Source organism: Halomonas sp. LC1, from assembly GCF_030247125.1.
In the GTDB taxonomy this organism is placed as follows: domain Bacteria; phylum Pseudomonadota; class Gammaproteobacteria; order Pseudomonadales; family Halomonadaceae; genus Vreelandella.
Map to the genome: position 1 here is coordinate 91,395 of NZ_JASSPG010000008.1, position 23,859 is coordinate 115,253.

The 23,859-nt window shown below is 57.2% G+C and carries 19 protein-coding genes and 4 tRNA genes; 22 read left to right on the forward strand and 1 reads right to left on the reverse strand.

Annotated features, from left to right (window positions below; genetic code table 11):
- Window positions 1–273: 273 nt before the first annotated feature.
- Window positions 274–2,100: a translational GTPase TypA gene (typA, locus tag QIT27_RS13830; protein WP_159340652.1), complete on the reverse strand. Its 1,827-nt coding sequence runs from the start codon at window positions 2,098–2,100 to the stop codon at window positions 274–276.
- Window positions 2,101–2,263: 163 nt separating this feature from the next.
- Between typA and QIT27_RS13835 the strand changes: the two genes are divergently transcribed.
- The 22 genes from QIT27_RS13835 to rplW all read left to right on the forward strand — a co-directional run bounded on the left by QIT27_RS13835 (window position 2,264) and on the right by rplW (window position 23,848).
- Window positions 2,264–3,247, forward strand: a complete 984-nt coding sequence (locus QIT27_RS13835) for a biotin--[acetyl-CoA-carboxylase] ligase (RefSeq protein WP_285264169.1) — start codon at window positions 2,264–2,266, stop codon at window positions 3,245–3,247.
- Window positions 3,244–4,083, forward strand: a complete 840-nt coding sequence (locus tag QIT27_RS13840) for a type III pantothenate kinase (protein ID WP_159340654.1) — start codon at window positions 3,244–3,246, stop codon at window positions 4,081–4,083. The genes QIT27_RS13835 and QIT27_RS13840 overlap by 4 nt, the downstream gene beginning before the upstream one ends.
- Window positions 4,084–4,209: 126 nt before the next feature.
- Window positions 4,210–4,293, forward strand: a tRNA-Tyr gene (locus QIT27_RS13845).
- Window positions 4,294–4,399: 106 nt separating this feature from the next.
- A tRNA-Gly gene (locus QIT27_RS13850) sits at window positions 4,400–4,473 on the forward strand.
- A gap of 15 nt (window positions 4,474–4,488) precedes the next feature.
- Window positions 4,489–4,563, forward strand: a tRNA-Thr gene (locus QIT27_RS13855).
- A gap of 148 nt (window positions 4,564–4,711) precedes the next feature.
- Window positions 4,712–4,787, forward strand: a tRNA-Trp gene (locus QIT27_RS13860).
- A 72-nt stretch (window positions 4,788–4,859) separates the two neighbouring features.
- Window positions 4,860–5,243 (forward strand): preprotein translocase subunit SecE, encoded by a 384-nt coding sequence (gene secE, locus QIT27_RS13865; protein ID WP_159340655.1) that lies wholly within the window; start codon window positions 4,860–4,862, stop codon window positions 5,241–5,243.
- An 8-nt stretch (window positions 5,244–5,251) separates the two neighbouring features.
- Window positions 5,252–5,785, forward strand: a complete 534-nt coding sequence (nusG, locus tag QIT27_RS13870; protein WP_159340656.1) for a transcription termination/antitermination protein NusG — start codon at window positions 5,252–5,254, stop codon at window positions 5,783–5,785.
- Window positions 5,786–5,907: 122 nt separating this feature from the next.
- Window positions 5,908–6,339: a 50S ribosomal protein L11 gene (gene rplK / locus QIT27_RS13875; RefSeq protein WP_139527863.1), complete on the forward strand. Its 432-nt coding sequence runs from the start codon at window positions 5,908–5,910 to the stop codon at window positions 6,337–6,339.
- 2 nt (window positions 6,340–6,341) lie between these two features.
- A complete protein-coding gene (rplA, locus tag QIT27_RS13880) occupies window positions 6,342–7,034 on the forward strand; it encodes a 50S ribosomal protein L1 (protein ID WP_159340657.1) in 693 nt (230 codons plus the stop codon).
- Between the two features lie 298 nt (window positions 7,035–7,332).
- Window positions 7,333–7,839 (forward strand): 50S ribosomal protein L10, encoded by a 507-nt coding sequence (gene rplJ, locus QIT27_RS13885; protein WP_044628843.1) that lies wholly within the window; start codon window positions 7,333–7,335, stop codon window positions 7,837–7,839.
- Window positions 7,840–7,951: 112 nt separating this feature from the next.
- Window positions 7,952–8,323 carry a 50S ribosomal protein L7/L12 gene (gene rplL / locus QIT27_RS13890; protein WP_139527866.1) on the forward strand — a complete coding sequence of 124 codons (372 nt, stop codon included), beginning with the start codon at window positions 7,952–7,954 and terminating at the stop codon, window positions 8,321–8,323.
- Window positions 8,324–8,684: 361 nt separating this feature from the next.
- Complete coding sequence (rpoB, locus tag QIT27_RS13895; RefSeq protein ID WP_159340658.1) at window positions 8,685–12,761, forward strand: DNA-directed RNA polymerase subunit beta; 4,077 nt, start codon at window positions 8,685–8,687, stop codon at window positions 12,759–12,761.
- A gap of 10 nt (window positions 12,762–12,771) precedes the next feature.
- Window positions 12,772–16,986: a DNA-directed RNA polymerase subunit beta' gene (rpoC, locus tag QIT27_RS13900; protein WP_159340659.1), complete on the forward strand. Its 4,215-nt coding sequence runs from the start codon at window positions 12,772–12,774 to the stop codon at window positions 16,984–16,986.
- Window positions 16,987–17,179: 193 nt separating this feature from the next.
- Window positions 17,180–17,554 carry a 30S ribosomal protein S12 gene (rpsL, locus tag QIT27_RS13905; RefSeq protein WP_009098973.1) on the forward strand — a complete coding sequence of 125 codons (375 nt, stop codon included), beginning with the start codon at window positions 17,180–17,182 and terminating at the stop codon, window positions 17,552–17,554.
- 137 nt (window positions 17,555–17,691) lie between these two features.
- A complete protein-coding gene (rpsG, locus tag QIT27_RS13910; RefSeq protein ID WP_016915771.1) occupies window positions 17,692–18,162 on the forward strand; it encodes a 30S ribosomal protein S7 in 471 nt (156 codons plus the stop codon).
- A 167-nt stretch (window positions 18,163–18,329) separates the two neighbouring features.
- Window positions 18,330–20,453, forward strand: coding sequence for an elongation factor G (gene fusA / locus QIT27_RS13915; protein ID WP_159340660.1), 2,124 nt, complete (start codon window positions 18,330–18,332; stop codon window positions 20,451–20,453).
- Between the two features lie 29 nt (window positions 20,454–20,482).
- Entirely contained in the window at window positions 20,483–21,676 is a 1,194-nt protein-coding gene (tuf, locus tag QIT27_RS13920) for an elongation factor Tu (protein ID WP_139527870.1), read from the forward strand.
- A 159-nt stretch (window positions 21,677–21,835) separates the two neighbouring features.
- Complete coding sequence (gene rpsJ, locus QIT27_RS13925) at window positions 21,836–22,147, forward strand: 30S ribosomal protein S10 (protein WP_009098983.1); 312 nt, start codon at window positions 21,836–21,838, stop codon at window positions 22,145–22,147.
- Between the two features lie 148 nt (window positions 22,148–22,295).
- Window positions 22,296–22,934 (forward strand): 50S ribosomal protein L3, encoded by a 639-nt coding sequence (rplC, locus tag QIT27_RS13930; protein ID WP_044628835.1) that lies wholly within the window; start codon window positions 22,296–22,298, stop codon window positions 22,932–22,934.
- A 15-nt stretch (window positions 22,935–22,949) separates the two neighbouring features.
- Window positions 22,950–23,555, forward strand: a complete 606-nt coding sequence (gene rplD / locus QIT27_RS13935; protein ID WP_139527871.1) for a 50S ribosomal protein L4 — start codon at window positions 22,950–22,952, stop codon at window positions 23,553–23,555.
- Window positions 23,552–23,848 carry a 50S ribosomal protein L23 gene (rplW, locus tag QIT27_RS13940; RefSeq protein WP_009723902.1) on the forward strand — a complete coding sequence of 99 codons (297 nt, stop codon included), beginning with the start codon at window positions 23,552–23,554 and terminating at the stop codon, window positions 23,846–23,848. Before rplD ends, rplW begins: the two co-directional genes overlap by 4 nt.
- Window positions 23,849–23,859 lie beyond the last annotated feature (11 nt).

Here is a 23,859-nt window from a genome sequence, read left to right on the forward strand (position 1 = left end):
GTCCGTATTAAGGGTGTAAGGATGGGGGTAGGTATCCAAACACTTGTATGAATTATGGCGTGTCAGCGGCCCGAGGGCCCGCTGAGAATAGCGCTACTTTGCGATAGAACGCCGGCGCTTTCCAGCGTGATAGCGTTTAGGTTGCGTTAATGGGCTGGCTTGGCGACGACGCAGGCCACGCGGCCATAGGCGCTGAAGAAGCAAAAAGAGCGCCACGCTGCGAACTTACACAAAAAAGCCCGCACGGTGGCGGGCTTTGAGGCGGCGGTCAGCTTATTTTTTGCTGGAACGCTTGCGCTCGTTCTCTTTGAGCAGCTTCTTACGCAGGCGGATGAAGCTCGGCGTCACCTCGACCAGCTCATCGGAGTCGAGGAACTCGATGGCTTGTTCCAGGGTGAACTTCACTGGCGGCGTCAGCACGATGTTTTCGTCGTTACCCGAGGCGCGCATGTTGTCCAGCTTCTTACCTTTGGTGGGGTTGACCACCAGATCGTTGGCACGGCTATGGATACCGATCAGCATGCCTTCGTACACTTCGGTACCGTGATCGACGATCAGCTTACCGCGCTCTTGCAGCGTATAAAGCGCGTACGCCAGCGCTTTACCGTCGACCATGGAGACCATGACGCCGTTACGACGCTCGATGGCGGCGTCGGGCTTCAGCGGGCCGTAGTGGTCAAACCGGCTGGTCAGAATGCCGGTGCCGGAGGTCAGGGTCAGGAACTGGCCACGGAAACCGATCAAGCCACGGGCGGGGATGATGAAGTCCAAACGAACGCGGCCTTTGCCGTCCGGGTTCATGTTGGTCATTTCGCCCTTACGGTAGCCGAGCTCTTCCATGATCGAGCCCTGGTGTTGCTCTTCACAGTCGATGATGACTTCTTCGTAGGGCTCTTGCTTGACGCCGTCGATCTCTTTGATGATGACTTCCGGGCGGCCCACGGCCAGCTCGAAGCCTTCACGACGCATGGTTTCGATCAGCACCGACAGGTGCAGTTCACCACGGCCTGAGACCTTGAATTTCTCGGGCGTTTCGCCTTGCTCAACGCGCAGCGCCACGTTGTGGATCAGCTCCTGATCCAGACGGTCTTTAATGTTACGGCTGGTGACGAACTTACCGTCTTTGCCGGCGAACGGCGAGTCGTTGACCTGGAAGGTCATGGAAACGGTCGGCTCGTCGACGGTCAGCGGCGGCAGCGCTTCGACGTTGTTCACGTCGCACAGCGTGTCGGAGATCGCCAGATCTTCGATGCCGGTGATGCAGACGATATCGCCAGCGGTGGCTTCGTCGGTTTGCACACGTTCGAGGCCCATGTGTGTCATCACCTGGCCGACCTTACCCTTACGGGTCTTGCCTTCCTTGGTGATCACGCTGATTTGTTGGTTCGGCTTGACGCTGCCGCGGGTGATGCGGCCTAGGCCGATAACGCCGACGTAGCTGTTGTAGTCCAGTGCAGAGATCTGCATCTGGAAGGGACCGTCGACTTCGACCTTCGGCGGCTCGACGATGTCCACGATGGCTTGGAACATCGGGTCCATGTTGTCGGACAGCTCTTCCGGGTCCATACCGGCAATCCCATTCAGCGCCGAGCAGTAGATGATCGGGAAGTCGAGCTGCTCGTCGGTGGCACCCAGGTTGTCGAACAGATCGAAAATCTGATCGATGACCCAGTCAGGGCGCGCGCCAGGGCGGTCGATCTTGTTGACGACGACGATCGGCTTCAGGCCTTGAGAGAAGGCTTTCTGGGTCACGAAGCGGGTCTGCGGCATCGGGCCGTCGACGGCGTCGACCAGCAGCAGTACCGAGTCCACCATGGACATGACGCGCTCGACCTCACCACCGAAGTCAGCGTGCCCAGGGGTGTCCACGATATTGATGTGGTAGCCCTTACCATTCCCATCCTGCCACTGAATAGCGGTGTTTTTGGCCAGGATGGTAATACCGCGCTCCTTCTCCTGGTCATTAGAGTCCATGATACGCTCTTGGCCTTCGGCCTTGCGGTCGAGCGTGCCGGACTGGCTTAACAGTTTGTCTACCAAGGTAGTTTTACCGTGGTCAACGTGGGCGATGATGGCAATGTTGCGAAGATTCTCGATCACGACGCGATCCTGCTGGAAAAATAGGGCGGCATTATAGGGTCTGGGGGTGGTCCACTACCAGCGCTGTCTTAAATAAAGCAGCAAGTCAATAACCTAAACGCGGCAGTTTTCGCTGTTGTGACGCTTCCGTTAAGATAGGCGTTTTCCCAGTTGGGGCAAGCACATGACCATCGGTAACCTGATGCGTTTGTTGAGCGATGGCGAGGTTCATTCCGGTGAACAATTAGGCGAAGCGCTGGGCGTTTCCCGAGCCGCCGTGTGGAAACAGCTAAAGAAATTAGAGGCGCTGGGCGTGGAGCTGGTGGCCGTCAAAGGGCGCGGCTATCGGCTCGCGTACCCGCTGGAGCCCCTAGAAGGTGCCAAGATCGTCGAGCGGCTGCCCGCCGAGGCGCGTCATCTACTGACGCGGCTGTTCGTAGAGGATCAGCTGCCTTCCAGCAACGAATATCTGCGCGAGCGCTTCTCCCAAGGGGCTGGGCATGGCGAAGTTTGCTTCGTCGAGTTGCAAACCGCTGGGCGTGGCCGTCGTGGACGCGTGTGGTCGACCCCGTGGGGCCAGAGCTTGATGGTCTCGATGGGCTGGCGCTTCGAGTCTGGCATCAATGCGCTGGAGGGGTTGAGCCTGGCGGTGGGGGTGGTGGTTTCCCAGGTGCTCGAACGGTATGGCGTATCGCCCAAGCTGAAGTGGCCTAACGACGTGTTGCTGGCTGAAAAGGGGGATGAGCTGGGTAAGTTGGCCGGCATTCTGATCGAGGTGACCGGTGATGCGGCAGGCCCTTGCGAAGTGGTCATCGGTATCGGTATGAACCTCTCGCTACCGGATAGCCTGCGTGCCACCATCGACCAGCCAGTGGCGGCGCTGTTTGATGCGCAACCGGGTATCTCTCGCAATCAACTGGCCGCGAATATGGTGTCGGGGCTGCTCAACATGTTGGCTGGGTTCGAAGCTGACGGCTTTGCACCCTGGTTGGAGGCTTGGAACCAGCGCCATGCCTACTCGGGACTGCCCATCCGCGTGATTCAAGGAGAGCGTTCCAGCGACGCCGTGGCGGGAGATGTGGATGAAAGTGGTAACCTTTGGGTTACTGAAAACGGTCACTCGCGACGCCTGTCGGGCGGTGAGATCAGCGTACGTAGGCGCCTATGATTTTGGATTTGGATATCGGCAACACGCTGTCGAAATGGCGGCTAAAGGATGCCGAGAGTAGTGAGATCCGCTCACGAGGTGCCGTGTGGACGCGGGAAGAGTGGCGTCCCGGGGCAGACATTCCCGACTTGGATGTCGTGGAGGCAGTGCGTATCTCCAGCGTGGCCAGGGCCGCCGTGCTCGAAGAGACTGTTGCGCTGTTACGCCGCCAAGTACGACACGTCTATGTGGCCCGCTCAACGCCGGAAGCGCTTGGCGTCGTCAACGGGTACGACGAGCCAGGGCGTCTAGGGGTCGACCGCTGGATGGGCGCGCTAGCGGGCTATCAGTTGGCGGGAGGGTGTTGCGCGGTGGATTGCGGCAGCGCCATCACCATCGACTTCGTCCTGCCAGGCGGTGTGCACTTGGGTGGCTTTATCATTCCCGGACTGCGGCTGATGAAAGAGAGCCTGAAGCTGGGAACGCGTAATGTCGCCATCGATCCTGAAAGCGAAGCCGATGCGCTGCTGGAGCCTGGGCGACGCACGGTGGATGCGGTGAACCACGGCATTTACATGGCGGCCGTCAGTGCCATCAACCGCATTTATAGTGAGGTATGTGATCAGCAGGGCGTGGCGCTGCCGGTGCTGTTGACCGGCGGCGATGCGCGCGTGGTTTCCCGTGGTGTTCAAGTGCCTCACGCGGTGTGGCCCGATATGGTATACGGCGGGTTGGAAGCCTGCTATCCGCTTACGTTTGCCGAGCGGGCGGGAAAGATGTCGGGAGCACCGCGAGTGCCCGAGCCAGTATCGTTAGAAAAAATTCGCGCAGGCCTTGCATTCTCCATGCTGCTTTGACAGAATGCAGCGCGTTCCAGAGCGGAAGCAGCGTTTTAGAAGCGCCGCCTCCAGCAAGCTTTGATAAATAAAGAGTTTGCAGGCTTGACACCGCTTTGGAGGCTGGCATAATGTGCCGCCACAGCTGGAGAGGTTCCCGAGTGGCCAAAGGGAGCAGACTGTAAATCTGCCGCGAAAGCTTCGAAGGTTCGAATCCTTCCCTCTCCACCAGATTGAGCAAGCGTTGAGCTAGTCAGCGTTTGGGAATGAAACGCCGGTAAGCGGGCATTAGCTACTGTTACTCGTGCAACGGATTGTCATTCTATAGGCAAGTTCGGCGGGCGTAGTTCAATGGTAGAACCTCAGCCTTCCAAGCTGATGGTGCGGGTTCGATTCCCGCCGCCCGCTCCAGTTTGATGTGTTTTGGCTCATGTAGCTCAGGGGTAGAGCACACCCTTGGTAAGGGTGAGGTCGACGGTTCAATTCCGTCCATGAGCTCCATATTGCGAAGAAAGCGAGCGAAGCTCGCTTTTTTTGTCTTTGCCCTCCAATTGAGTGGGGGTGGAAGTAGGGGTTGTCAGGTGGAGGTTTCTCCGCTATCATGGCGCCCGCTGTTGCGTAGGCGTTTGGCTTGCGCGCATGACGATACAGGCCAGTAGCTCAATTGGCAGAGCAGCGGTCTCCAAAACCGCAGGTTGGGGGTTCGATTCCCTCCTGGCCTGCCAACCTTCCCCAGGTTGGTATGTCTTTTCTAGAATTCTTTTGTCGCTCGCTGCACCCTTAGGAGTCTCGTTTTTATGAAGCCTAGTTCCGTAAAACATGGCGCAGAGGTGCAACAGACGCGCCATGACGGGCTCAAGTGGGCGGCGGTTGTAGCGCTGCTTGTCGTTGCAGTCGTTGGTAATACCTATTTCGCCGATGTTGGCCTGCTCTACCGCGTCTTGGGTGTGGTGGTGTTGTGTGCGCTTGCGGGTTTGATCGCCTTAACAACCACCAAAGGTCGCGACTTAGTCGAGCTGGCCATCAGCGCCAAGAAAGAGATTCAGCGCGTTGTATGGCCGACCCGTCCTGAAACCATTCAGACCACCGCTATTGTGCTGGTGGCTGTATTGGTGGTGGGTCTGATGCTGTGGTTGATCGATACTCTTCTTGGCTGGGCGATGTCCGGCGTCATTGGTTAGGAGCATTCATGTCCAAACGTTGGTACGTCGTCCACGCTTATTCCGGCTTTGAAAAGCATGTCATGCGCTCGCTGATCGAGCGTGTGAAGATGTACGGCATGGAAGATCGCTTTGGCGAAATCCTGGTTCCGACGGAAGAAGTGGTCGAGATGCGCGACGGCAAGCGCCGCAAGAGTGAGCGCAAGTTCTATCCCGGCTATGTATTGGTCGAGATGGAGATGGTGGATGAAACCTGGCACTTGGTGAATGAAACGCCACGTGTCATGGGTTTTATTGGTGGCACCAAAGAGAAGCCCGCCGCAATTACTACTCGCGAAGCCGAAGCAATCTTGCGTCGCGTGAAAGACGGTACCGACAAGCCGCGGCCTAAAACGATGTTTGAGCCGGGTCAGTCTGTCCGCGTTATTGATGGTCCGTTTGCTGACTTCAACGGTGTTGTTGAAGAAGTGAACTACGACAAGAGCCGTCTGCAGGTCAGTGTGCTGATCTTTGGGCGTGCGACGCCTGTTGAGCTTGAGTTCTCACAGGTAGAAAAAGAGTAATTTTAAGATGTTGCAGGGTGGTGCGCAGTGCGTGCCACCCTGGATTCATGTAAAGCAGCCCAGCGCTGCTTTACGCGTACCGGGGAGCCGTCAGGCGCTATCACCCAACTGGAGTATTTACCATGGCCAAGAAAGTACAGGCTTACATCAAACTGCAGGTTGCTGCAGGTAAAGCCAACCCGAGTCCGCCCGTAGGCCCCGCGCTGGGTCAGCACGGCGTGAACATCATGGAATTCTGTAAGGCGTTTAACGCTGCCACTCAAGAAATTGAGCCGGGTCTGCCGACGCCTGTCGTGATCACTGTTTACTCTGACCGCAGCTTCACGTTCGTCACCAAGACGCCGCCTGCTGCCGTACTGCTGAAAAAAGCAGCGGGCATCAAGTCAGGTTCTGGTGAGCCGAACAAGAAGAAAGTTGGTACCGTGACTCGCGAGCAGCTCGAAGAGATCGCTAAAACCAAAGAGCCGGATATGACGGCTGCTGATCTCGATGCCGCAGTGCGCACCATCGCTGGTAGCGCTCGTAGCATGGGCTTAAACGTGGAGGGTCTCTGATCATGGCTAAACTGTCTAAGCGCGCGAAAGTCATTCGCGAGAAAGTAGACCCGAATAAAGCATACTCTTTGGAAGAAGCCGTTGCGCTGCTGTCCGAGCTGTCGACTGTCAAATTCAAAGAGTCTCTGGACGTTGCGATCAACCTGGGTGTCGATCCGCGTAAATCTGACCAGGTTGTACGTGGTGCCACCGTTATGCCTAACGGTACTGGCAAAGACGTACGCGTAGCGGTCTTCACCCAGGGTGCTAACGCTGATGCTGCTAAAGAAGCCGGCGCTGACATCGTGGGTATGGACGATCTGGCTGAGCAAGTCAAAAAAGGCGTGATGGATTTCGACGTTGTTATCGCTTCTCCGGATGCGATGCGCGTTGTGGGTCAGCTGGGCCAAATCCTTGGCCCGCGCGGCCTGATGCCGAACCCGAAAGTAGGCACCGTAACGCCTGACGTGGCAACTGCGGTCAAGAACGCCAAAGCGGGTCAGGTGCGTTTCCGTACCGACAAGAACGGCATCATCCACACTACCCTGGGTAAAGTGGACTTTGACGCAGCTTCCGTTCAGGGCAACCTGGAAGCGCTGGTAGCTGACCTGAAGAAGCTCAAGCCGAGCTCCTCTAAAGGTATCTACTTTAAGAAAATCACCCTGTCCACTACCATGGGCCCGGGTCTGACCATCGACCACTCTGCGCTGGTATAAGCGAGTCGTCGGCAGGTTTTTAGTAAGTACCGAGCAAGAACTTTGCGGTCCCTCGTCTGGCTCAGCCGGTCGAGGCGCCGTCAAAGACCGCAGGTGCCGCCAGATCTACTGAAGATTGGGCGGCTTAATCGCCTTAGAGCGCCTGCGCAGATGGTGTGGCCGCCAGTTGGTTAACGCTTTTCGCAAGCCGCTTTCTGGTGAGCACCATCCCCTAAGGCTTCCAAGGTGAGCAGTATGTCTTGGAAGAGATGGTAACCACCGGAGCCTTTATGGGTTCCGGCACGAAGGAGTGATCACTGTGCCACTAGCACTTGAAGGCAAGAAAGCGATTGTTGCCGAGGTCAGTGAAGCGGCCAAGGGCGCACTCTCCGTCGTAGTTGCCGATTCTCGTGGCGTTACGGTCAGCAAAATGACCGATCTGCGTAAGCAGGCCCGTGAGAACGGTGTTGAGCTTCGTGTTGTTCGTAACACGCTAGCTCGCCGCGCACTCGAAGGCACTCAGTGGGAGTGTCTGAACGAGAGCTTTGTTGGTCCTACTCTGCTGGCTTTCTCTACCGAACACCCGGGCGCTGCCGCTCGCCTGTTCAAAGAGTTCGCTAAAGACGAGAAGAACTTCGAAGTTAAAGCGCTGGCCTACGAAGGTGAGCTGATTCCGGCTGCTGACATCGATCGTCTAGCAACCCTGCCGACTTACGACGAGGCCATTGCCAAGTTGATGTCGGTCATGAAAGAAGCCTCCGCTGGCAAGCTGGTTCGTACTCTGGCCGCCCTGCGCGACCAGAAGCAAGAAGCCGAAGCTGCCTAAGCAGCGTTTCTTGCAGGCGGCGTGAACGGTGTGATCGCAACGCTGCCTGAACCGAGCAATGAACCCTGAGTTCTCGGTCGACCGAGACTCCCGCAAAGTTAGGAATGAAACAATGGCACTGACCAAAGACGATATCATCAATGCTGTAGCCGACATGTCCGTAATGGAAGTTGTCGAGCTGATCGAAGCGATGGAAGAGAAGTTCGGCGTTTCTGCAGCGGCGGCCGTTATGGCTGGCCCGGCTGCTGGCGGCGAAGCAGCTGCTGAAGAGCAGACTGAATTTGACCTGGTACTGGCATCTGCTGGTGACAAGAAAGTTAACGTCATCAAAGCCGTTCGTGAAATCACCGGTCTTGGCCTGAAAGAAGCCAAAGGTGCCGTTGACGGCGCGCCGGCGACCATCAAAGAAGCCATGTCTAAAGAAGACGCTGAAGCAGCTAAGAAGAAGCTGGAAGAAGCGGGCGCAACCGTCGAGCTCAAGTAATCCTTGTGCTGATGGCTTTACGCGCTGCGTAAGCTTCCACGGCTGGCGGCGGGCTATCCCGCTGCCGGCCTTTTTCTGTTGTAATATGCTGCAAGGCAACAGCAGAAGCGCTGCGGTAAAAAGCAGCAAAACAGTAAGACCGTTGTTGTGAAGCGTACGTTGTTGTAACGCGTAAGTTGTGAAGCGCGAGTGATGTTAGCAAGCGACAGCAAAGCGCGAACAGCACTACTGTAACACTGTTATCTATCAAGATTTTTGACGGCGAGCTACCGATTTAGGAGCTTGCTGTCTGCGTCTGAAACGCCCGCGGGGCAGATGACCACGCATCGGTCACCCATGGTGAACAAGCTGGGGAATACAGATGGCTTACTCATATACTGAGAAAAAACGCATCCGCAAGGATTTCGGCAAACTGCCCCAAGTGATGGATGTGCCTTACTTGCTGGCCATCCAGCTTGATTCCTACTACGACTTTCTCCAGCAGGATCGTTCGCCCGACGAGCGCCACGAGGTTGGCCTGCACGCGGCGTTCAAGTCCGTGTTCCCGATCGAGAGCTTCTCAGGTAATGCGGCCCTGGAGTACGTCAGCTACCGTTTCGGTACGCCGGCATTCGATGTCAAAGAGTGTCAGCTGCGTGGCGTGACCTATTCCGCTCCGCTGCGTGTCAAGGTTCGCTTGATCATCTATGATCGCGACTCTTCGAACAAGGCCATCAAGGATATCAAAGAGCAGGAAGTCTACATGGGGGAAATTCCCCTGATGACCGAGAACGGTACCTTCGTGATCAACGGTACTGAGCGGGTTATCGTTTCCCAGCTCCACCGCTCGCCCGGTGTGTTCTTCGATCACGACAAAGGCAAGAGCCACTCTTCTGGTAAGTTGCTCTACTCTGCTCGCGTGATTCCTTACCGTGGTTCTTGGCTCGACTTTGAGTTCGACCCGAAAGACAACGTCTTCGTCCGTATCGACCGTCGCCGCAAACTGCCGGCGTCAGTATTGATGCGTGCGCTGGGCATGAGCACCGAAGAGATCCTGACGGAGTTCTTTGAAACCAGCAAATTCCACATCGAGAAGACCGGTTTCTCTGTGGAGCTGGTACCGTCACGCCTGCGCGGCGAAACGGCCACCTTCGACATCAAAGATGGCGAAGGCAACGTGATTGTGGAAGAAGGGCGCCGCATTACCCAGAAGCACATTCGTCAGCTTGAAAAAGCGGGTCTTGAGCGTCTGGAAGTGCCGATGGAGTACCTGTTCGGCAAAACGCTGGCCAAAGACCAGATCGATACCAAAACCGGTGAGCTGATCTGTCCGTGTAATACGGAAATCACTCCGGAAGTCCTGGAGCGTATGGCGCAGGGCGGTATCACGCATATCGAAACCCTCTACACCAACGACCTCGACTGTGGTTCGTTCATTTCCGACACCCTGAAGCTGGATACGACCGGCTCACAGTTGGAAGCGCTGGTTGAAATTTACCGCATGATGCGCCCCGGTGAGCCGCCCACCAAAGAGGCTGCCGAGACGCTGTTCCACAACCTGTTCTTCACCGAAGACCGCTACGACCTGTCGGGCGTTGGTCGGATGAAGTTCAACCGTCGTCTGCGTCGTGAAAGCGACACGGGCTCTGGCGTATTGGATCGTAAAGACATCCTCGATGTGCTACGCGAGCTGATCAATATTCGTAACGGCTTCGGCGACGTGGACGATATCGATCACCTGGGTAACCGTCGTATTCGCTGTGTGGGCGAAATGGCCGAGAACCAGTTCCGCGTCGGTCTGGTGCGTGTCGAGCGCGCAGTGAAAGAGCGTCTTTCCATGGCGGAAAGCGAAGGCCTGATGCCGCAAGACCTGATCAACGCCAAGCCCGTTGCGGCGGCGGTGAAAGAGTTCTTTGGCTCCAGCCAGCTGTCTCAGTTCATGGACCAGAACAACCCGCTCTCCGAGGTGACTCACAAGCGTCGTGTGTCCGCACTCGGCCCGGGTGGTCTGACCCGTGAGCGTGCAGGCTTCGAAGTGCGCGACGTACACGCCACGCACTATGGCCGTCTATGCCCGATCGAAACGCCGGAAGGCCCGAACATTGGTCTGATCAACTCGCTGGCGACGTACAGCCACACCAACAGCTACGGCTTCCTGGAAACGCCTTACCGTAAAGTCATCAACAGCCAGGTGACCGATGAGGTGGTGCATCTCTCCGCGATCGAGGAGGGCGATTTCGTTATCGCGCAGGCCTCTGCCGCCGTGGATGAGTCTGGCAAGCTGAGCGATGACCTGGTGCAGGTACGTCACCGTGGCGAGACGACCTTCATGCGTCCCGAGCAAGTGACGCTGATGGACGTGTCTCCGCGTCAGGTCGTCTCCGTGGCCGCCGCGCTGATTCCGTTCCTCGAGCACGACGATGCTAACCGCGCCTTGATGGGTGCGAACATGCAGCGTCAGGCCGTGCCGACCCTGCGCGCCGACAAGCCGCTGGTCGGTACCGGCATGGAGCGTTTCGTGGCACGCGACTCCGGCGTGTGTGCCGTGGCGCGCCGTGGCGGCGTCATTGACTCCGTCGACGCGCGTCGTGTCGTGGTGCGGGTCAACGAAGATGAAATCATCGGCGGTGAAGCCGGTGTCGACATCTACAACCTGACCAAGTACACCCGTTCTAACCAGAACACCTGCATGAACCAACGTCCCATCGTGCGTCCTGGTGACAACGTGGCACGTGGAGATATCCTCGCCGACGGTCCGTCCGTCGACATGGGGGATCTGGCGCTGGGTCAGAACATGCGTATCGCGTTCATGCCCTGGAACGGCTACAACTTCGAGGACTCCATTCTGCTCTCCGAGCGGGTCGTTCAAGAAGACCGTTTCACCACGATCCACATTCAGGAACTGACCTGTGTGTCCCGCGACACCAAGTTGGGGCCGGAAGAGATCACCTCCGATATTCCCAACGTCGGTGAGTCCGCGCTGGGTAAATTGGATGAAGCAGGCGTCGTCTACATCGGTGCCGAAGTCGGCCCTGGTGACATTCTGGTCGGTAAGGTTACGCCCAAAGGCGAAACCCAGCTGACGCCCGAAGAGAAGCTGCTCCGCGCCATCTTCGGTGAGAAAGCGTCCGACGTAAAAGATACCTCTCTGCGTGCCCCCACCGGCATGAAAGGGACGGTCATCGACGTTCAGGTCTTCACCCGTGACGGCGTCGAAAAAGACTCCCGTGCGCTCTCCATCGAGCAGATGCAACTGGACGAAGTGCGTAAGGATCTTCAAGAGACCTACCGCATCGCCGAAGATGCCACCTTCGAGCGTCTGAAGCGCACACTGGCCGGTCAAGCCGTCAACGGTGGACCGCAGCTGAAGAAAGGCGACGTGCTGGACGAAGCGTACCTGGACGAACTGCCCCGTCAGCAGTGGTTCAAGCTGCGCATGCAGGACGAGTCGTACAACGAGCTGCTGGCCCAGGCCGACGAACAGCTCGAAAACCGTCGTAAAGAGATGGACGAGCGTTTCGAAGACAAGAAGCGCAAGCTGACCCAGGGCGACGATCTCGCGCCGGGCGTGCTGAAAATCGTCAAGGTCTACATGGCGGTGAAGCGTCGTATCCAGCCCGGTGACAAGATGGCCGGTCGTCACGGTAACAAAGGTGTTATCTCCGCGATCATGCCCATCGAAGACATGCCGTTCGACGAGAAGGGCGAGCCGGTGGATGTGGTGCTGAACCCGCTGGGTGTACCGTCGCGTATGAACGTTGGTCAGATCCTGGAAACCCACCTGGGTATGGCGGCACGTGGTCTCGGGGTCAAGATTGACGCCATGCTGCGTGATGCTCGCGGCCAGCAGGTTGCTGAAATTCGCGACTTCCTGGGCCAGGTGTATAACACGCCGGGTACCCGCGTCGAGGACATCGACTCCCTGACCGATGACGAAGTCATCGCGCTGGCGAAGAACCTCAAAGGCGGTGTGCCGATGGCTACGCCGGTGTTTGACGGTGCCAAAGAGCACGAAATCAAGCACCTGCTGAAGCTGGCTGACATTCCGGAGTCGGGCCAAATGACGCTGTATGACGGTCGTACCGGCGATGCGTTTGACCGTCCGGTGACCGTTGGCTACATGTACATGCTGAAGCTCAACCACCTGGTAGACGACAAGATGCACGCGCGTTCTACCGGCTCTTACTCGCTTGTTACGCAGCAGCCGCTGGGTGGTAAGGCGCAGTTCGGTGGTCAGCGCTTTGGTGAGATGGAAGTGTGGGCGCTGGAAGCCTATGGCGCCGCGTACACGCTGCAAGAGATGCTCACCGTCAAGTCGGACGACGTCGAAGGCCGCACCAAGATGTACAAGAACATCGTGGATGGCGACCACACCATGCAGGCAGGCATGCCGGAATCCTTCAACGTACTCGTGAAGGAAATCCGCTCGCTGGGCATCGATATCGAGTTAGAGAGCTAGGAGCCGTCCAATGAAAGATTTGGTGAAAGTACTCAAATCGCAATCTCAGTCCGAAGAGTTTGACGCGATCAAGATTACCCTGGCGTCGCCGGACATGATTCGCTCCTGGTCCTTCGGCGAGGTGAAGAAGCCTGAGACCATCAACTACCGTACCTTTAAGCCGGAACGGGATGGTCTGTTCTGCGCCAAGATTTTCGGCCCGGTCAAAGACTACGAGTGCTTGTGCGGCAAATATAAGCGCATGAAGCACCGCGGTATCATCTGTGAGAAGTGTGGCGTCGAAGTCACCAAGGCAGCCGTGCGCCGTGAGCGCATGGGCCACATCGAGCTGGCATCGCCGGTCGCTCACATTTGGTTCCTGAAGTCTCTGCCGTCGCGTATCGGCATGTTCCTCGATATGACCCTGCGTGATATCGAGCGCGTGCTCTACTTCGAAAGCTTCGTGGTCATCGACCCCGGCATGACCACGCTGGAGCGTGGTCAGCTGCTCAACGACGAGCAGTACTTCGAAGCGCTGGAAGAGTTCGGCGATGACTTCGACGCCCGCATGGGTGCCGAAGCGGTCCAAGAGCTGCTGAAAGACATCGATCTGGAAGAAGAGATCAACCATCTGCGTGAAGAAATTCCGCAGACGAACTCTGAAACCAAGATCAAGAAGCTGTCTAAGCGCCTGAAGCTGCTGGAAGCGTTCTACCACTCCGGCAATGCGCCGGCGTGGATGGTCATGGAAGTGCTGCCCGTGCTACCGCCGGATCTGCGTCCGCTGGTACCGCTGGACGGTGGCCGCTTCGCGACATCGGATCTCAACGACCTTTACCGTCGTGTGATTAACCGTAACAACCGCCTGAAGCGTCTGCTGGACCTCAACGCGCCGGACATCATCGTGCGCAACGAGAAGCGGATGCTCCAGGAAGCGGTCGACGCGCTGCTGGACAACGGCCGCCGTGGCCGTGCGATTACCGGTTCCAACAAGCGCCCGCTGAAATCCCTGGCCGACATGATCAAGGGTAAGCAGGGTCGCTTCCGTCAGAACTTGCTCGGTAAGCGCGTGGACTACTCTGGCCGTTCGGTCATCACCGTCGGTCCGACCCTGCGTCTGCACCAGTGTGGTCTGCCGAAGAAAATGGCGCTCGAGCTGTTCAAGCCGTTCATCTACTCCAAGCTGCAGTCGCTGGGCCATGCGTCCACGATCAAAGCGGCGAAGAAGATGGTCGAGCGCGAGCTGCCGGAAGTGTGGGACATCCTGGCCGACGTTATTCGCGAACACCCGGTACTGCTCAACCGTGCGCCAACGCTGCACCGTCTGGGTATCCAGGCGTTCGAGCCGCTGCTGATCGAAGGTAAGGCGATCCAACTGCACCCGCTCGTCTGTGCGGCCTACAACGCCGACTTCGACGGTGACCAGATGGCGGTCCACGTACCGCTGACCCTGGAAGCACAGCTCGAAGCACGTGCGCTGATGATGGCGACCAACAACGTGCTGTCGCCTGCTAACGGCGAGCCGATCATCGTCCCGTCGCAGGACGTTGTTCTGGGTCTGTACTACATGACCCGCGAAAAGATCAACGCCAAAGGCGAAGGCATGGTGTTCTCCGACCTCAACGAGGTGGAGCGTGCGTTCGGCACTCAGTCCGTGTCGCTGCATGCCCGCGTCAAGGTGCGTCTGGATGAAGTGGATGTCGACGAAGAGACCGGTGAGCGTTCCGAGCATCGTCGCCTTTACGACACCACCGTGGGTCGTGCGCTGCTATTCCGCATTCTGCCGGAAGGCGTGCCGTTCGCGCTGATCGATCAGCCGATGAAGAAGAAGGCGATCTCCAGCCTGATCAACGAGGTATACCGTCGTGCGGGCCTGAAGCCCACGGTCATCTTCGCAGACCAGCTGATGTACACCGGCTTCCGTCTGGCGACCTGGTCCGGTGCCTCGATCGGTGTGAACGACTTCGTTATCCCCGAAGCCAAAACCGAAATCGTCGACGCGGCAGAAGCAGAAGTTAAAGAGATCGAAGATCAGTTCTCTTCCGGTCTGGTAACGGCAGGGGAGAAGTACAACAAGGTCATCGATATCTGGTCCAAGGCCAACGATAAAGTGGCCAAGGCGATGATGGTCGGCATCTCGAAAGAGACGGTCGTTGATCGTGACGGTAATGAAGTCGAGCAAGACTCCTTCAACAGCGTCTTCATCATGGCCGACTCCGGTGCCCGTGGTAGTGCCGCCCAGATCCGCCAGCTGGCGGGTATGCGTGGCCTGATGGCCAAGCCGGATGGCTCGATCATCGAAACGCCGATCGTGGCCAACTTCCGTGAAGGTCTGAACGTACTGCAGTACTTCATCTCGACCCACGGTGCACGTAAAGGTCTGGCGGATACGGCTCTGAAAACGGCTAACTCCGGTTACCTGACCCGTCGTCTGGTCGACGTGGCGCAGGATCTGGTCATTACCGAGACCGACTGTGGCACCGAAAACGGCCTGACGCTGCACCCGATCATCGAGGGGGGCGACATCATCGTACCGCTGTCTCAGCGCGTACTGGGCCGTGTCGTCGCGCAGGACGTGGTCGATCCTAGCACGGAAGAAGTGCTGATTCCGCGCAACACGCTGCTGGACGAGAAGTGGTGTGCGTCGCTGGACACCATGGGCGTGGACGAGATCGTCGTACGCTCCACGATTACTTGTGACACTGCGCACGGCGTGTGTTCGTCCTGTTACGGTCGTGACCTTGCCCGTGGCCACCAGGTCAACATCGGTGAGTCTGTCGGTGTTATCGCCGCCCAGTCGATCGGTGAGCCGGGTACCCAGCTGACCATGCGTACGTTCCACATCGGTGGTGCGGCCTCGCGTTCTTCTGCGGTGGATAGCGTTCAGGTCAAGCACGGCGGTAAAGTGCGCCTGCACAACATCAAGCACGTTGAGCGTGCCGACGGCAAACTGGTCGTGGTGTCTCGTTCGAGCGCCCTGGCGGTCGCCGACGATCACGGTCGTGAGCGTGAGTACTATAAGCTGCCCTACGGTGCTGAGCTCTCCGTACGCGACGGTGACGTGGTCGATGCCGGTGCGGTCGTGGCCAAGTGGGATCCGCACACGCACCCGATCATTGCCGAGGTAGAAGGTAAGGCGCAGTTCATCGATCTCGACGAGGGTGTCACCATGCACCGCAGCGTCGATGAGATGACCGGTCTATCGTCTATTGAAGTCATCGAATCGGCCGCACGCCCGATGGCGGGTCGTGACAAGCGCCCGATGGTGATGCTGAAAGACGCTGCTGGCGAGTACGTTTCCGTATCCGGCTCCAACACGCCGGTTCAGTACCTGCTGCCGGGTAACTCGATTATCTCCGTAGACGATGGCGCCACCATCGGCGTCGGTGAAGTCGTTGCTCGTATTCCGGTCGAGGCGTCTGGTAACAAGGACATCACCGGTGGTCTGCCGCGCGTGGCCGACCTGTTCGAAGCGCGTAAACCGAAAGAGTCTGCCATTCTGGCGGAAATCAGCGGTGTGGTGAGCTTCGGCAAAGAGACCAAAGGTAAGCGTCGTCTGACGATTACCCCGGAATCTGGCGATCCGTTCGAAGCGCTGATCCCGAAATGGCGTCAAATCGCCGTGTTCGAAGGTGAAGCGGTCGAGAAGGGTGAAGTGATCTCCGATGGCCCCAGTAACCCGCACGATATCCTGCGTCTGCTGGGTGTTGCGGAACTGGCCAAGTACATCACGGCTGAAGTCCAGGACGTTTATCGTCTGCAGGGTGTTGGCATCAACGACAAGCATATCGAAGTGATCGTGCGTCAGATGCTGCGTAAGGTAGAGATCACCGACTCCGGCGACTCTGACTTCATCACCGGCGACCAGGCCGAGCTCGTGCGCGTCCTCGAACAGAACGCACGACTCGAGAAAGAAGGTAAGTTCCCGGCCAAGTATCAACGCTTGCTGCTGGGTATCACCAAGGCCAGCTTGGCCACTGAATCGTTCATCTCCGCCGCGTCGTTCCAGGAAACGACCCGCGTACTGACCGAAGCAGCGGTCACCGGCAAGCGCGACTACCTGCGCGGCCTGAAAGAGAACGTGGTGGTTGGACGTCTGATTCCGGCAGGTACCGGTCTGACCCACCACGCAGAGCGTCGTCGCAAGCGCGAAGACGTAGAGCGTCTGTTCAACCCCTCGGCGACCGAGGTAGAGCAGGAGCTTGGTGCTCAGTTGACCGCCCTGGATTCAGACGACGATCTGTAACCACCGGTACAACGAGCAACACGAGTGGCTGGCCCAAAGAGCACGGTCTTGGCGGCGAATCCGTCGGCAAGACTTGACGCCACCTAGGGTCAGCCTTTAGAATGCGCAGCCTTTAACAGTGGGGCGGGTGCGCCCGCATCCGCTGCTAGTACTTGTTAAAGGCTAAGGCAACCATTGGAGTCAGCTAAACACCATGGCAACGATTAATCAGCTAGTGCGCAAGCCGCGCAAGCGCCCCGTCACCAAGAGTGACGTGCCTGCGCTTCAGGCATGCCCGCAAAAACGTGGCGTATGTACGCGCGTTTACACCACTACCCCTAAGAAGCCGAACTCGGCCCTGCGTAAGGTTTGCCGTGTGCGCCTGACCAACGGCTTTGAAGTGTCTTCTTACATCGGTGGTGAAGGTCACAACCTGCAAGAGCACTCTGTTGTTCTGATCCGCGGCGGTCGTGTAAAGGATTTGCCGGGTGTGCGTTATCACACCGTTCGTGGCGCCCTGGACACCTCTGGCGTACAGAACCGTAAGCAGGGTCGTTCTAAGTACGGTACTAAGCGTCCGAAGTCCTAAGACGGCTTATCGCAGCGTGCAGCGCTGCGGCGTTACCTTTCACACGAATATGACGGTCTGATAAGAGTAAGGTCGGGCGGCGCAAAAGCGACGTGAGTCCCGGGTTTACCTGAAGGATCCTTAATTGAGGGCTTATCATGCCTAGAAGAAGAGTTGTAGCTAAACGCGAAATCCTGCCGGATCCCAAGTTCGGAAGTGAGCGTCTGGCGAAGTTCATGAACCACCTGATGGTCAGTGGCAAGAAGTCCGTAGCTGAGCGCATCGTATACGGTGCGTTGGACAAGGTTGCCGAGCGTAGTAAAGAAGAGCCGCTGGAAATCTTCGACAAGGCGCTGGAAACCATCCAGCCGATGGTCGAAGTGAAGTCTCGCCGCGTAGGTGGTGCGACCTATCAGGTGCCGGTTGAAGTTCGTCCGTCACGCCGTCAAGCGCTAGCCATGCGCTGGCTGGTAGACGCTGCGCGTCGTCGCGGTGAAAAAACGATGGTTCAGCGTCTGGCAGGTGAAATGCTGGATGCCGCTGAAGGTAAAGGTTCTGCCGTTAAGAAGCGTGAAGACGTTCACCGCATGGCAGAAGCCAACAAGGCCTTCTCTCACTATCGTTTCTAAGCTCGGCGCTTCTAAGTTTGTGTCGCTTTTTGCCAGTTGTGGTGTGGTGGGAAAGATTTTCGTCATGTTGCAACACGCCGCCGCTATCGTTGTCGATGGCGGCGGTGGCATAAGCAAAAAGTACACCGCTGGATTAACGAGCATCGCCAACTAACGGGAGTTTCACCGTGGCACGCAAGACTCCACTTAAGCGTTATCGCAATATCGGTATCGTGGCACACGTTGATGCGGGTAAAACCACAACAACCGAGCGCGTACTGTTTTACACCGGCCTTTCCCACAAAGTGGGTGAAGTGCACGATGGTGCGGCGACCATGGACTGGATGGAGCAGGAGCAGGAGCGTGGTATCACTATCACCTCAGCTGCGACGACCTGTTTCTGGCAGGGCATGAGTAAGCAGTTCGACGAGCACCGCATCAACATCATCGATACCCCTGGGCACGTTGACTTCACCATTGAAGTCGAGCGTTCTCTGCGTGTTCTCGATGGCGCGGTCGTCGTACTGTGCGGTTCCTCCGGCGTTCAGCCGCAGACCGAGACCGTATGGCGTCAGGCCAACAAATACGAAGTTCCGCGTATGGTTTTCGTCAACAAGATGGACCGTACCGGCGCTGATTTCTTCATGGTGGTCAACCAGCTCAAAGAGCGTCTGGGTGCCAACGCCGTGCCGATCCAGATCAACTGGGGCACGGAAGAAGACTTCAAAGGCGTTATCGACCTGATCGAGATGAAAGCCATCTTGTGGGACGAAGAGAGCCTGGGCATGAACTTCGAGCTCGTGGACATTCCGGCGGAGCTGCAAGAGACCGCTGAAGAGTACCGTGAGCAGATGGTCGAAGCCGCTGCCGAAGCTTCCGAAGAGCTGATGGACAAGTACCTTGAAGAAGGCGAGCTGACCGTCGCTGAAATCAAGGCGGGTCTGCGTGCTCGTACGCTGGCTAACGAAATCGTCCTGGTTACCTGTGGTTCTGCCTTTAAGAACAAAGGTGTTCAGGCGGTACTGGACGGCGTTATCGAGTATATGCCTTCGCCGACAGAAGTTAAGGCCATCGAGGGTGAGCTGGACGACAAAGACGGCACCGTTGCGACGCGTGAAGCAGACGATAGCGCTCCGTTCGCCGCTCTGGCGTTCAAAATTGCCACCGACCCCTTCGTTGGTACGCTGACCTTCATCCGCGTCTACTCGGGTGTTCTGAAATCTGGTGATGGCGTCTACAACTCCGTCAAACAGAAGAAAGAGCGTGTTGGTCGTATCGTTCAGATGCACGCCAACTCTCGCGAAGAGATCAAAGAAGTACTCGCAGGCGACATCGCTGCTTGTATCGGTCTGAAGGACGTCACGACAGGTGACACCCTGTGCGACATCGATAACAAAATCGTTCTCGAGCGCATGGAGTTCCCGGATCCGGTAATCTCGGTTGCCGTTGAACCGAAGTCCAAGGCCGACCAAGAGAAGATGGGCGTTGCACTGGGTAAACTGGCCCAGGAAGACCCCTCTTTCCAGGTCAAGACCGACGAAGAGACCGGCCAGACCATCATTTCTGGTATGGGCGAGCTGCACCTGGACATCATCGTTGACCGTATGCGTCGCGAGTTCAAGGTAGAAGCGAACATCGGTAAGCCGCAGGTTGCCTACCGTGAAACGATTCGTGGCAGCGTCGAGCAGGAAGGTAAGTTCGTACGTCAGTCCGGTGGTCGTGGTCAGTACGGTCACGTGTGGCTACGTATCGAGCCGCTGACTGCAGAAGAGAAGGGTGAAGGCGAAGAAGAGATCTTCTTCAAGTTCAACTCCGAGATCGTAGGTGGTGTGGTTCCGAAGGAATACGTACCTGCGGTTGAGAAAGGTGCTTTCGAGCAGTTGCAAAACGGTGTCATCGCGGGCTACCCGATGATCGACGTCAAAGTATCGCTGTTCGATGGTTCCTACCATGACGTGGACTCCAACGAGACTGCGTTCAAGATTGCTTCTTCTATGGCAGTGAAAGAAGGTGCCAGGAAGGCCAAGGCCGTGCTGCTGGAGCCGGTGATGAAGGTCGAAGTCGTGACCCCCGAAGAGTTTATGGGTGACGTCATGGGCGACCTGAACCGTCGTCGCGGCCTGGTGCAGGGCATGGATGACTCCTCTTCTGGTAAAGTCATTCGTGCAACGGTGCCACTGGGTGAGATGTTCGGTTATGCAACCGATCTGCGCTCACAAACCCAGGGCCGTGCGAGCTACTCTATGGAGTTCGCGAAGTACGAGGAGGCGCCCTCCAGCGTCGTTGAAGCCGTCATCAACCAAAACGGTTAACCGTTAGCTAACGTAAAGAGGTTATAGCAGTGGCTAAGGAAAAATTTGAACGTTCCAAACCGCACGTCAACGTCGGCACCATCGGTCACGTCGACCACGGTAAAACGACTCTGACAGCGGCCCTGACCCGCGTGTCTGCTGAGGTTTTCGGCGGCGACTGGCGTGAATTCGATACCATCGATAACGCTCCGGAAGAGCGTGAGCGTGGTATCACCATCGCGACATCTCACGTTGAATACCAGTCTGAAGTGCGTCATTACGCGCACGTTGACTGCCCGGGACACGCTGACTACGTCAAGAACATGATCACCGGTGCTGCCCAGATGGACGGCGCGATCCTGGTATGTTCTGCCGCTGACGGCCCCATGCCGCAGACTCGTGAGCACATCCTGCTGTCTCGTCAGGTTGGCGTTCCGTTCATCGTTGTGTTCCTGAACAAAGCGGACATGGTCGATGACGAAGAGCTGCTCGAGCTGGTCGAGATGGAAGTTCGTGAACTTCTGTCCGAGTACGACTTCCCGGGTGACGACACGCCGATCATCACTGGTTCTGCCCTGATGGCACTGAACGGTGAAGACGAGAACGGCATGGGTACTACTGCGGTAGCTAACCTGATCAAAGCTCTGGATGACTACATCCCTGAGCCGGAGCGTGCTATCGACCAGCCGTTCCTTATGCCGATCGAAGACGTATTCTCTATCTCTGGCCGTGGTACCGTTGTTACCGGTCGTGTAGAGCGCGGTATCGTTAAAGCCGGTGAAGAAGTGGAAATCGTGGGTATCCGCGACACCACCAAAACCACCGTTACTGGCGTAGAAATGTTCCGTAAGCTGCTCGACGAAGGTCGTGCAGGTGAGAACGTTGGTGCGCTGCTGCGTGGTACTAAGCGTGATGACGTTGAGCGTGGTCAGGTACTGGCGAAGCCGGGCACCATCAACCCGCACACTGTCTTCGAAGCCGAAGTATACGTGCTGTCCAAAGAAGAAGGTGGTCGTCACACCCCGTTCTTCAAAGGCTACCGTCCGCAGTTCTACTTCCGTACCACTGACGTTACCGGTACTTGTGAACTGCCGGAAGGCGTTGAAATGGTCATGCCGGGCGACAACGTGAAAATGGTTGTTACCCTGATCGCTCCGATCGCTATGGACGACGGTCTGCGCTTCGCGATCCGCGAAGGTGGTCGTACCGTTGGTGCTGGCGTTGTGGCCAAAATCGTTAAGTAATCTGATTACTTGATGATAAGAGGGGGCTCTTGTGAGCCCCCTTTTCTGCGCACCAATCGCAAATGTTTGACATGTGCTGTTGGCGTGCCTATAATGCGCATCCTTTGAATGCGTGGGTAGACGGCTCGCGCCGTCGACATCCATTGGAGTTTAGGGCAAATGCAGAACCAAAAGATTCGCATTCGGTTGAAAGCGTTCGACCATCGCCTGATCGATCAGTCCACAGCGGAGATCGTTGAAACCGCTAAGCGTACTGGTGCTCAGGTTCGTGGTCCGATTCCGCTGCCGACCAACCGCGAGCGCTATACCATCCTGATTTCACCGCACGTCAACAAAGATGCGCGTGATCAGTATGAGATTCGTACTCACAAGCGTGTGCTCGACATCGTTGAGCCGACCGAGAAAACCGTTGATGCGCTGATGAAGCTCGACCTCGCCGCTGGCGTAGACGTGCAAATCAAGCTCGACTAATACACTAGACACTTTGCGGCCCAGCGCTCATTGAACATGTTTGAGCAGCAGCCGCCGCGCCGTGAGGCGCCACACAATGTGCTAGTGGAATGCTCTGGAAAGGGCAGCCATAGCGGGTGATAGCCCCGTACACTATAGGAGACTGAGTATGACTATCGGTTTAGTCGGTAAAAAGGCCGGGATGACCCGTGTCTTTACCGAAGATGGCGCATCCGTGCCCGTGACCGTTATTGAAGTTGATCCTAACCGTGTAACACGCGTCAAGACCATCGAGTCTGACGGTTACGCAGCGGTTCAGGTGACTACAGGTTCTCGTAAAGCCAAGCACCTCACCAAAGCGCAAGCTGGACAGTTTGCCAAGGCGGGTGTTGAGGCTGGTCGTTCACTGATGGAATTCCGTCTTGCAGAAGGCGAAGAAGCTCCTGAAGTGGGTGGCGAACTCACCGTATCCCTCTTCGAAGCTGGTCAAATGATTGACGTGACCGGCACCTCTAAGGGTAAAGGCTTCCAGGGTGCTGTTAAGCGCTGGAACTTCCGTACCCAAGACAACAGCCATGGTAACTCCCTGTCGCACCGTGCGCCGGGTTCTATCGGCATGTGTCAGACACCGGGTCGCGTATTTAAAGGCAAGAAAATGGCCGGTCAAATGGGTAACACCCGTTGCACCGTACAGAGCCTTGAGATCGTCCGTGTCGACGCCGAGCGTAACCTGCTGCTGATCAAGGGCGCAGTACCGGGTGCTACCGGTAGCGACGTTATCGTTCGCAGCGCCGTGAAAGCTGGCTGAAGGGGATAATTACCAATGAATCTGAATCTTGCTGCAGGCACGGGTACCGTTGAAGTAGCCGACGCCACTTTTGGCAAAGAATTCAACGAAGCGCTGGTGCACCAGGTCGTTACTGCCTACTTGGCTGGTGGCCGTCAGGGTACGCGCGCTCAAAAGAACCGTTCCGACGTACGTGGTGGTGGTAAAAAGCCGTGGCGTCAGAAGGGTACCGGCCGTGCACGTGCCGGTACTATCCGCTCTCCGCTGTGGCGCAGCGGCGGTGTGACTTTCGCGGCGCGTCCTCAGGACTACACCCAGAAAGTTAACCGCAAAATGTACCGCGCGGCGATGCGTTCCATCCTGTCTGAGCTGGTACGTCAAGAGCGCTTGGTCGCTGTTGAAGAGTTCAGCGTAGAAGCGCCGAAGACCAAGCAGGTCGCTGCCAAGCTGAAAGAGCTCAACCTTGAGAAAGTGTTGATCGTCACTGAAGAAGTCGACGAAACGCTCTATCTGGCCGCACGCAACCTTCCCCACGTTGACGTGGTGGATGTCGCTGCAGCTGATCCGGTGAGCCTGGTTGCCTTTGATAAGGTCCTGGTCACCGTCTCCGCCCTGCGTAAATTCGAGGAGAAGCTGGCATGAACCAGGAACGCGTATTCAAGGTTCTGCTTGGACCGCACGTGACCGAAAAGGCCGCGATGGCAGCCGAGCGCAACCAGTACGTTTTCAAGGTGGCAAGCGATGCTACCAAGCCCGAGATCAAGAAAGCCGTTGAAGCACTGTTCGGCAAGAAGGTCGGCAGCGTTCAGGTGCTGAACGTCAAGGGTAAAACTAAGCGTACTGCTCACGGCGTTGGCCTGCGTAAGGGTTACCGCAAAGCGTATGTGACCCTGGCTGCGGGTGAAACGCTCGAAGACTTCTCTGGCGCCGAATAAGGGCAGGAGTA

Coding starts and splice junctions, on each gene's coding strand:
- QIT27_RS13835 (WP_285264169.1), top strand. CDS start 2,264: ATGACCATCGGTAACCTGATGCGTTTGTTGAGCGATGGCGAGGTTCAT.
- QIT27_RS13840 (WP_159340654.1), top strand. CDS start 3,244: ATGATTTTGGATTTGGATATCGGCAACACGCTGTCGAAATGGCGGCTA.
- secE (WP_159340655.1), top strand. CDS start 4,860: ATGAAGCCTAGTTCCGTAAAACATGGCGCAGAGGTGCAACAGACGCGC.
- nusG (WP_159340656.1), top strand. CDS start 5,252: ATGTCCAAACGTTGGTACGTCGTCCACGCTTATTCCGGCTTTGAAAAG.
- rplK (WP_139527863.1), top strand. CDS start 5,908: ATGGCCAAGAAAGTACAGGCTTACATCAAACTGCAGGTTGCTGCAGGT.
- rplA (WP_159340657.1), top strand. CDS start 6,342: ATGGCTAAACTGTCTAAGCGCGCGAAAGTCATTCGCGAGAAAGTAGAC.
- rplL (WP_139527866.1), top strand. CDS start 7,952: ATGGCACTGACCAAAGACGATATCATCAATGCTGTAGCCGACATGTCC.
- rpoB (WP_159340658.1), top strand. CDS start 8,685: ATGGCTTACTCATATACTGAGAAAAAACGCATCCGCAAGGATTTCGGC.
- rpoC (WP_159340659.1), top strand. CDS start 12,772: ATGAAAGATTTGGTGAAAGTACTCAAATCGCAATCTCAGTCCGAAGAG.
- rpsL (WP_009098973.1), top strand. CDS start 17,180: ATGGCAACGATTAATCAGCTAGTGCGCAAGCCGCGCAAGCGCCCCGTC.
- rpsG (WP_016915771.1), top strand. CDS start 17,692: ATGCCTAGAAGAAGAGTTGTAGCTAAACGCGAAATCCTGCCGGATCCC.
- rpsJ (WP_009098983.1), top strand. CDS start 21,836: ATGCAGAACCAAAAGATTCGCATTCGGTTGAAAGCGTTCGACCATCGC.
- rplC (WP_044628835.1), top strand. CDS start 22,296: ATGACTATCGGTTTAGTCGGTAAAAAGGCCGGGATGACCCGTGTCTTT.
- rplD (WP_139527871.1), top strand. CDS start 22,950: ATGAATCTGAATCTTGCTGCAGGCACGGGTACCGTTGAAGTAGCCGAC.
- rplW (WP_009723902.1), top strand. CDS start 23,552: ATGAACCAGGAACGCGTATTCAAGGTTCTGCTTGGACCGCACGTGACC.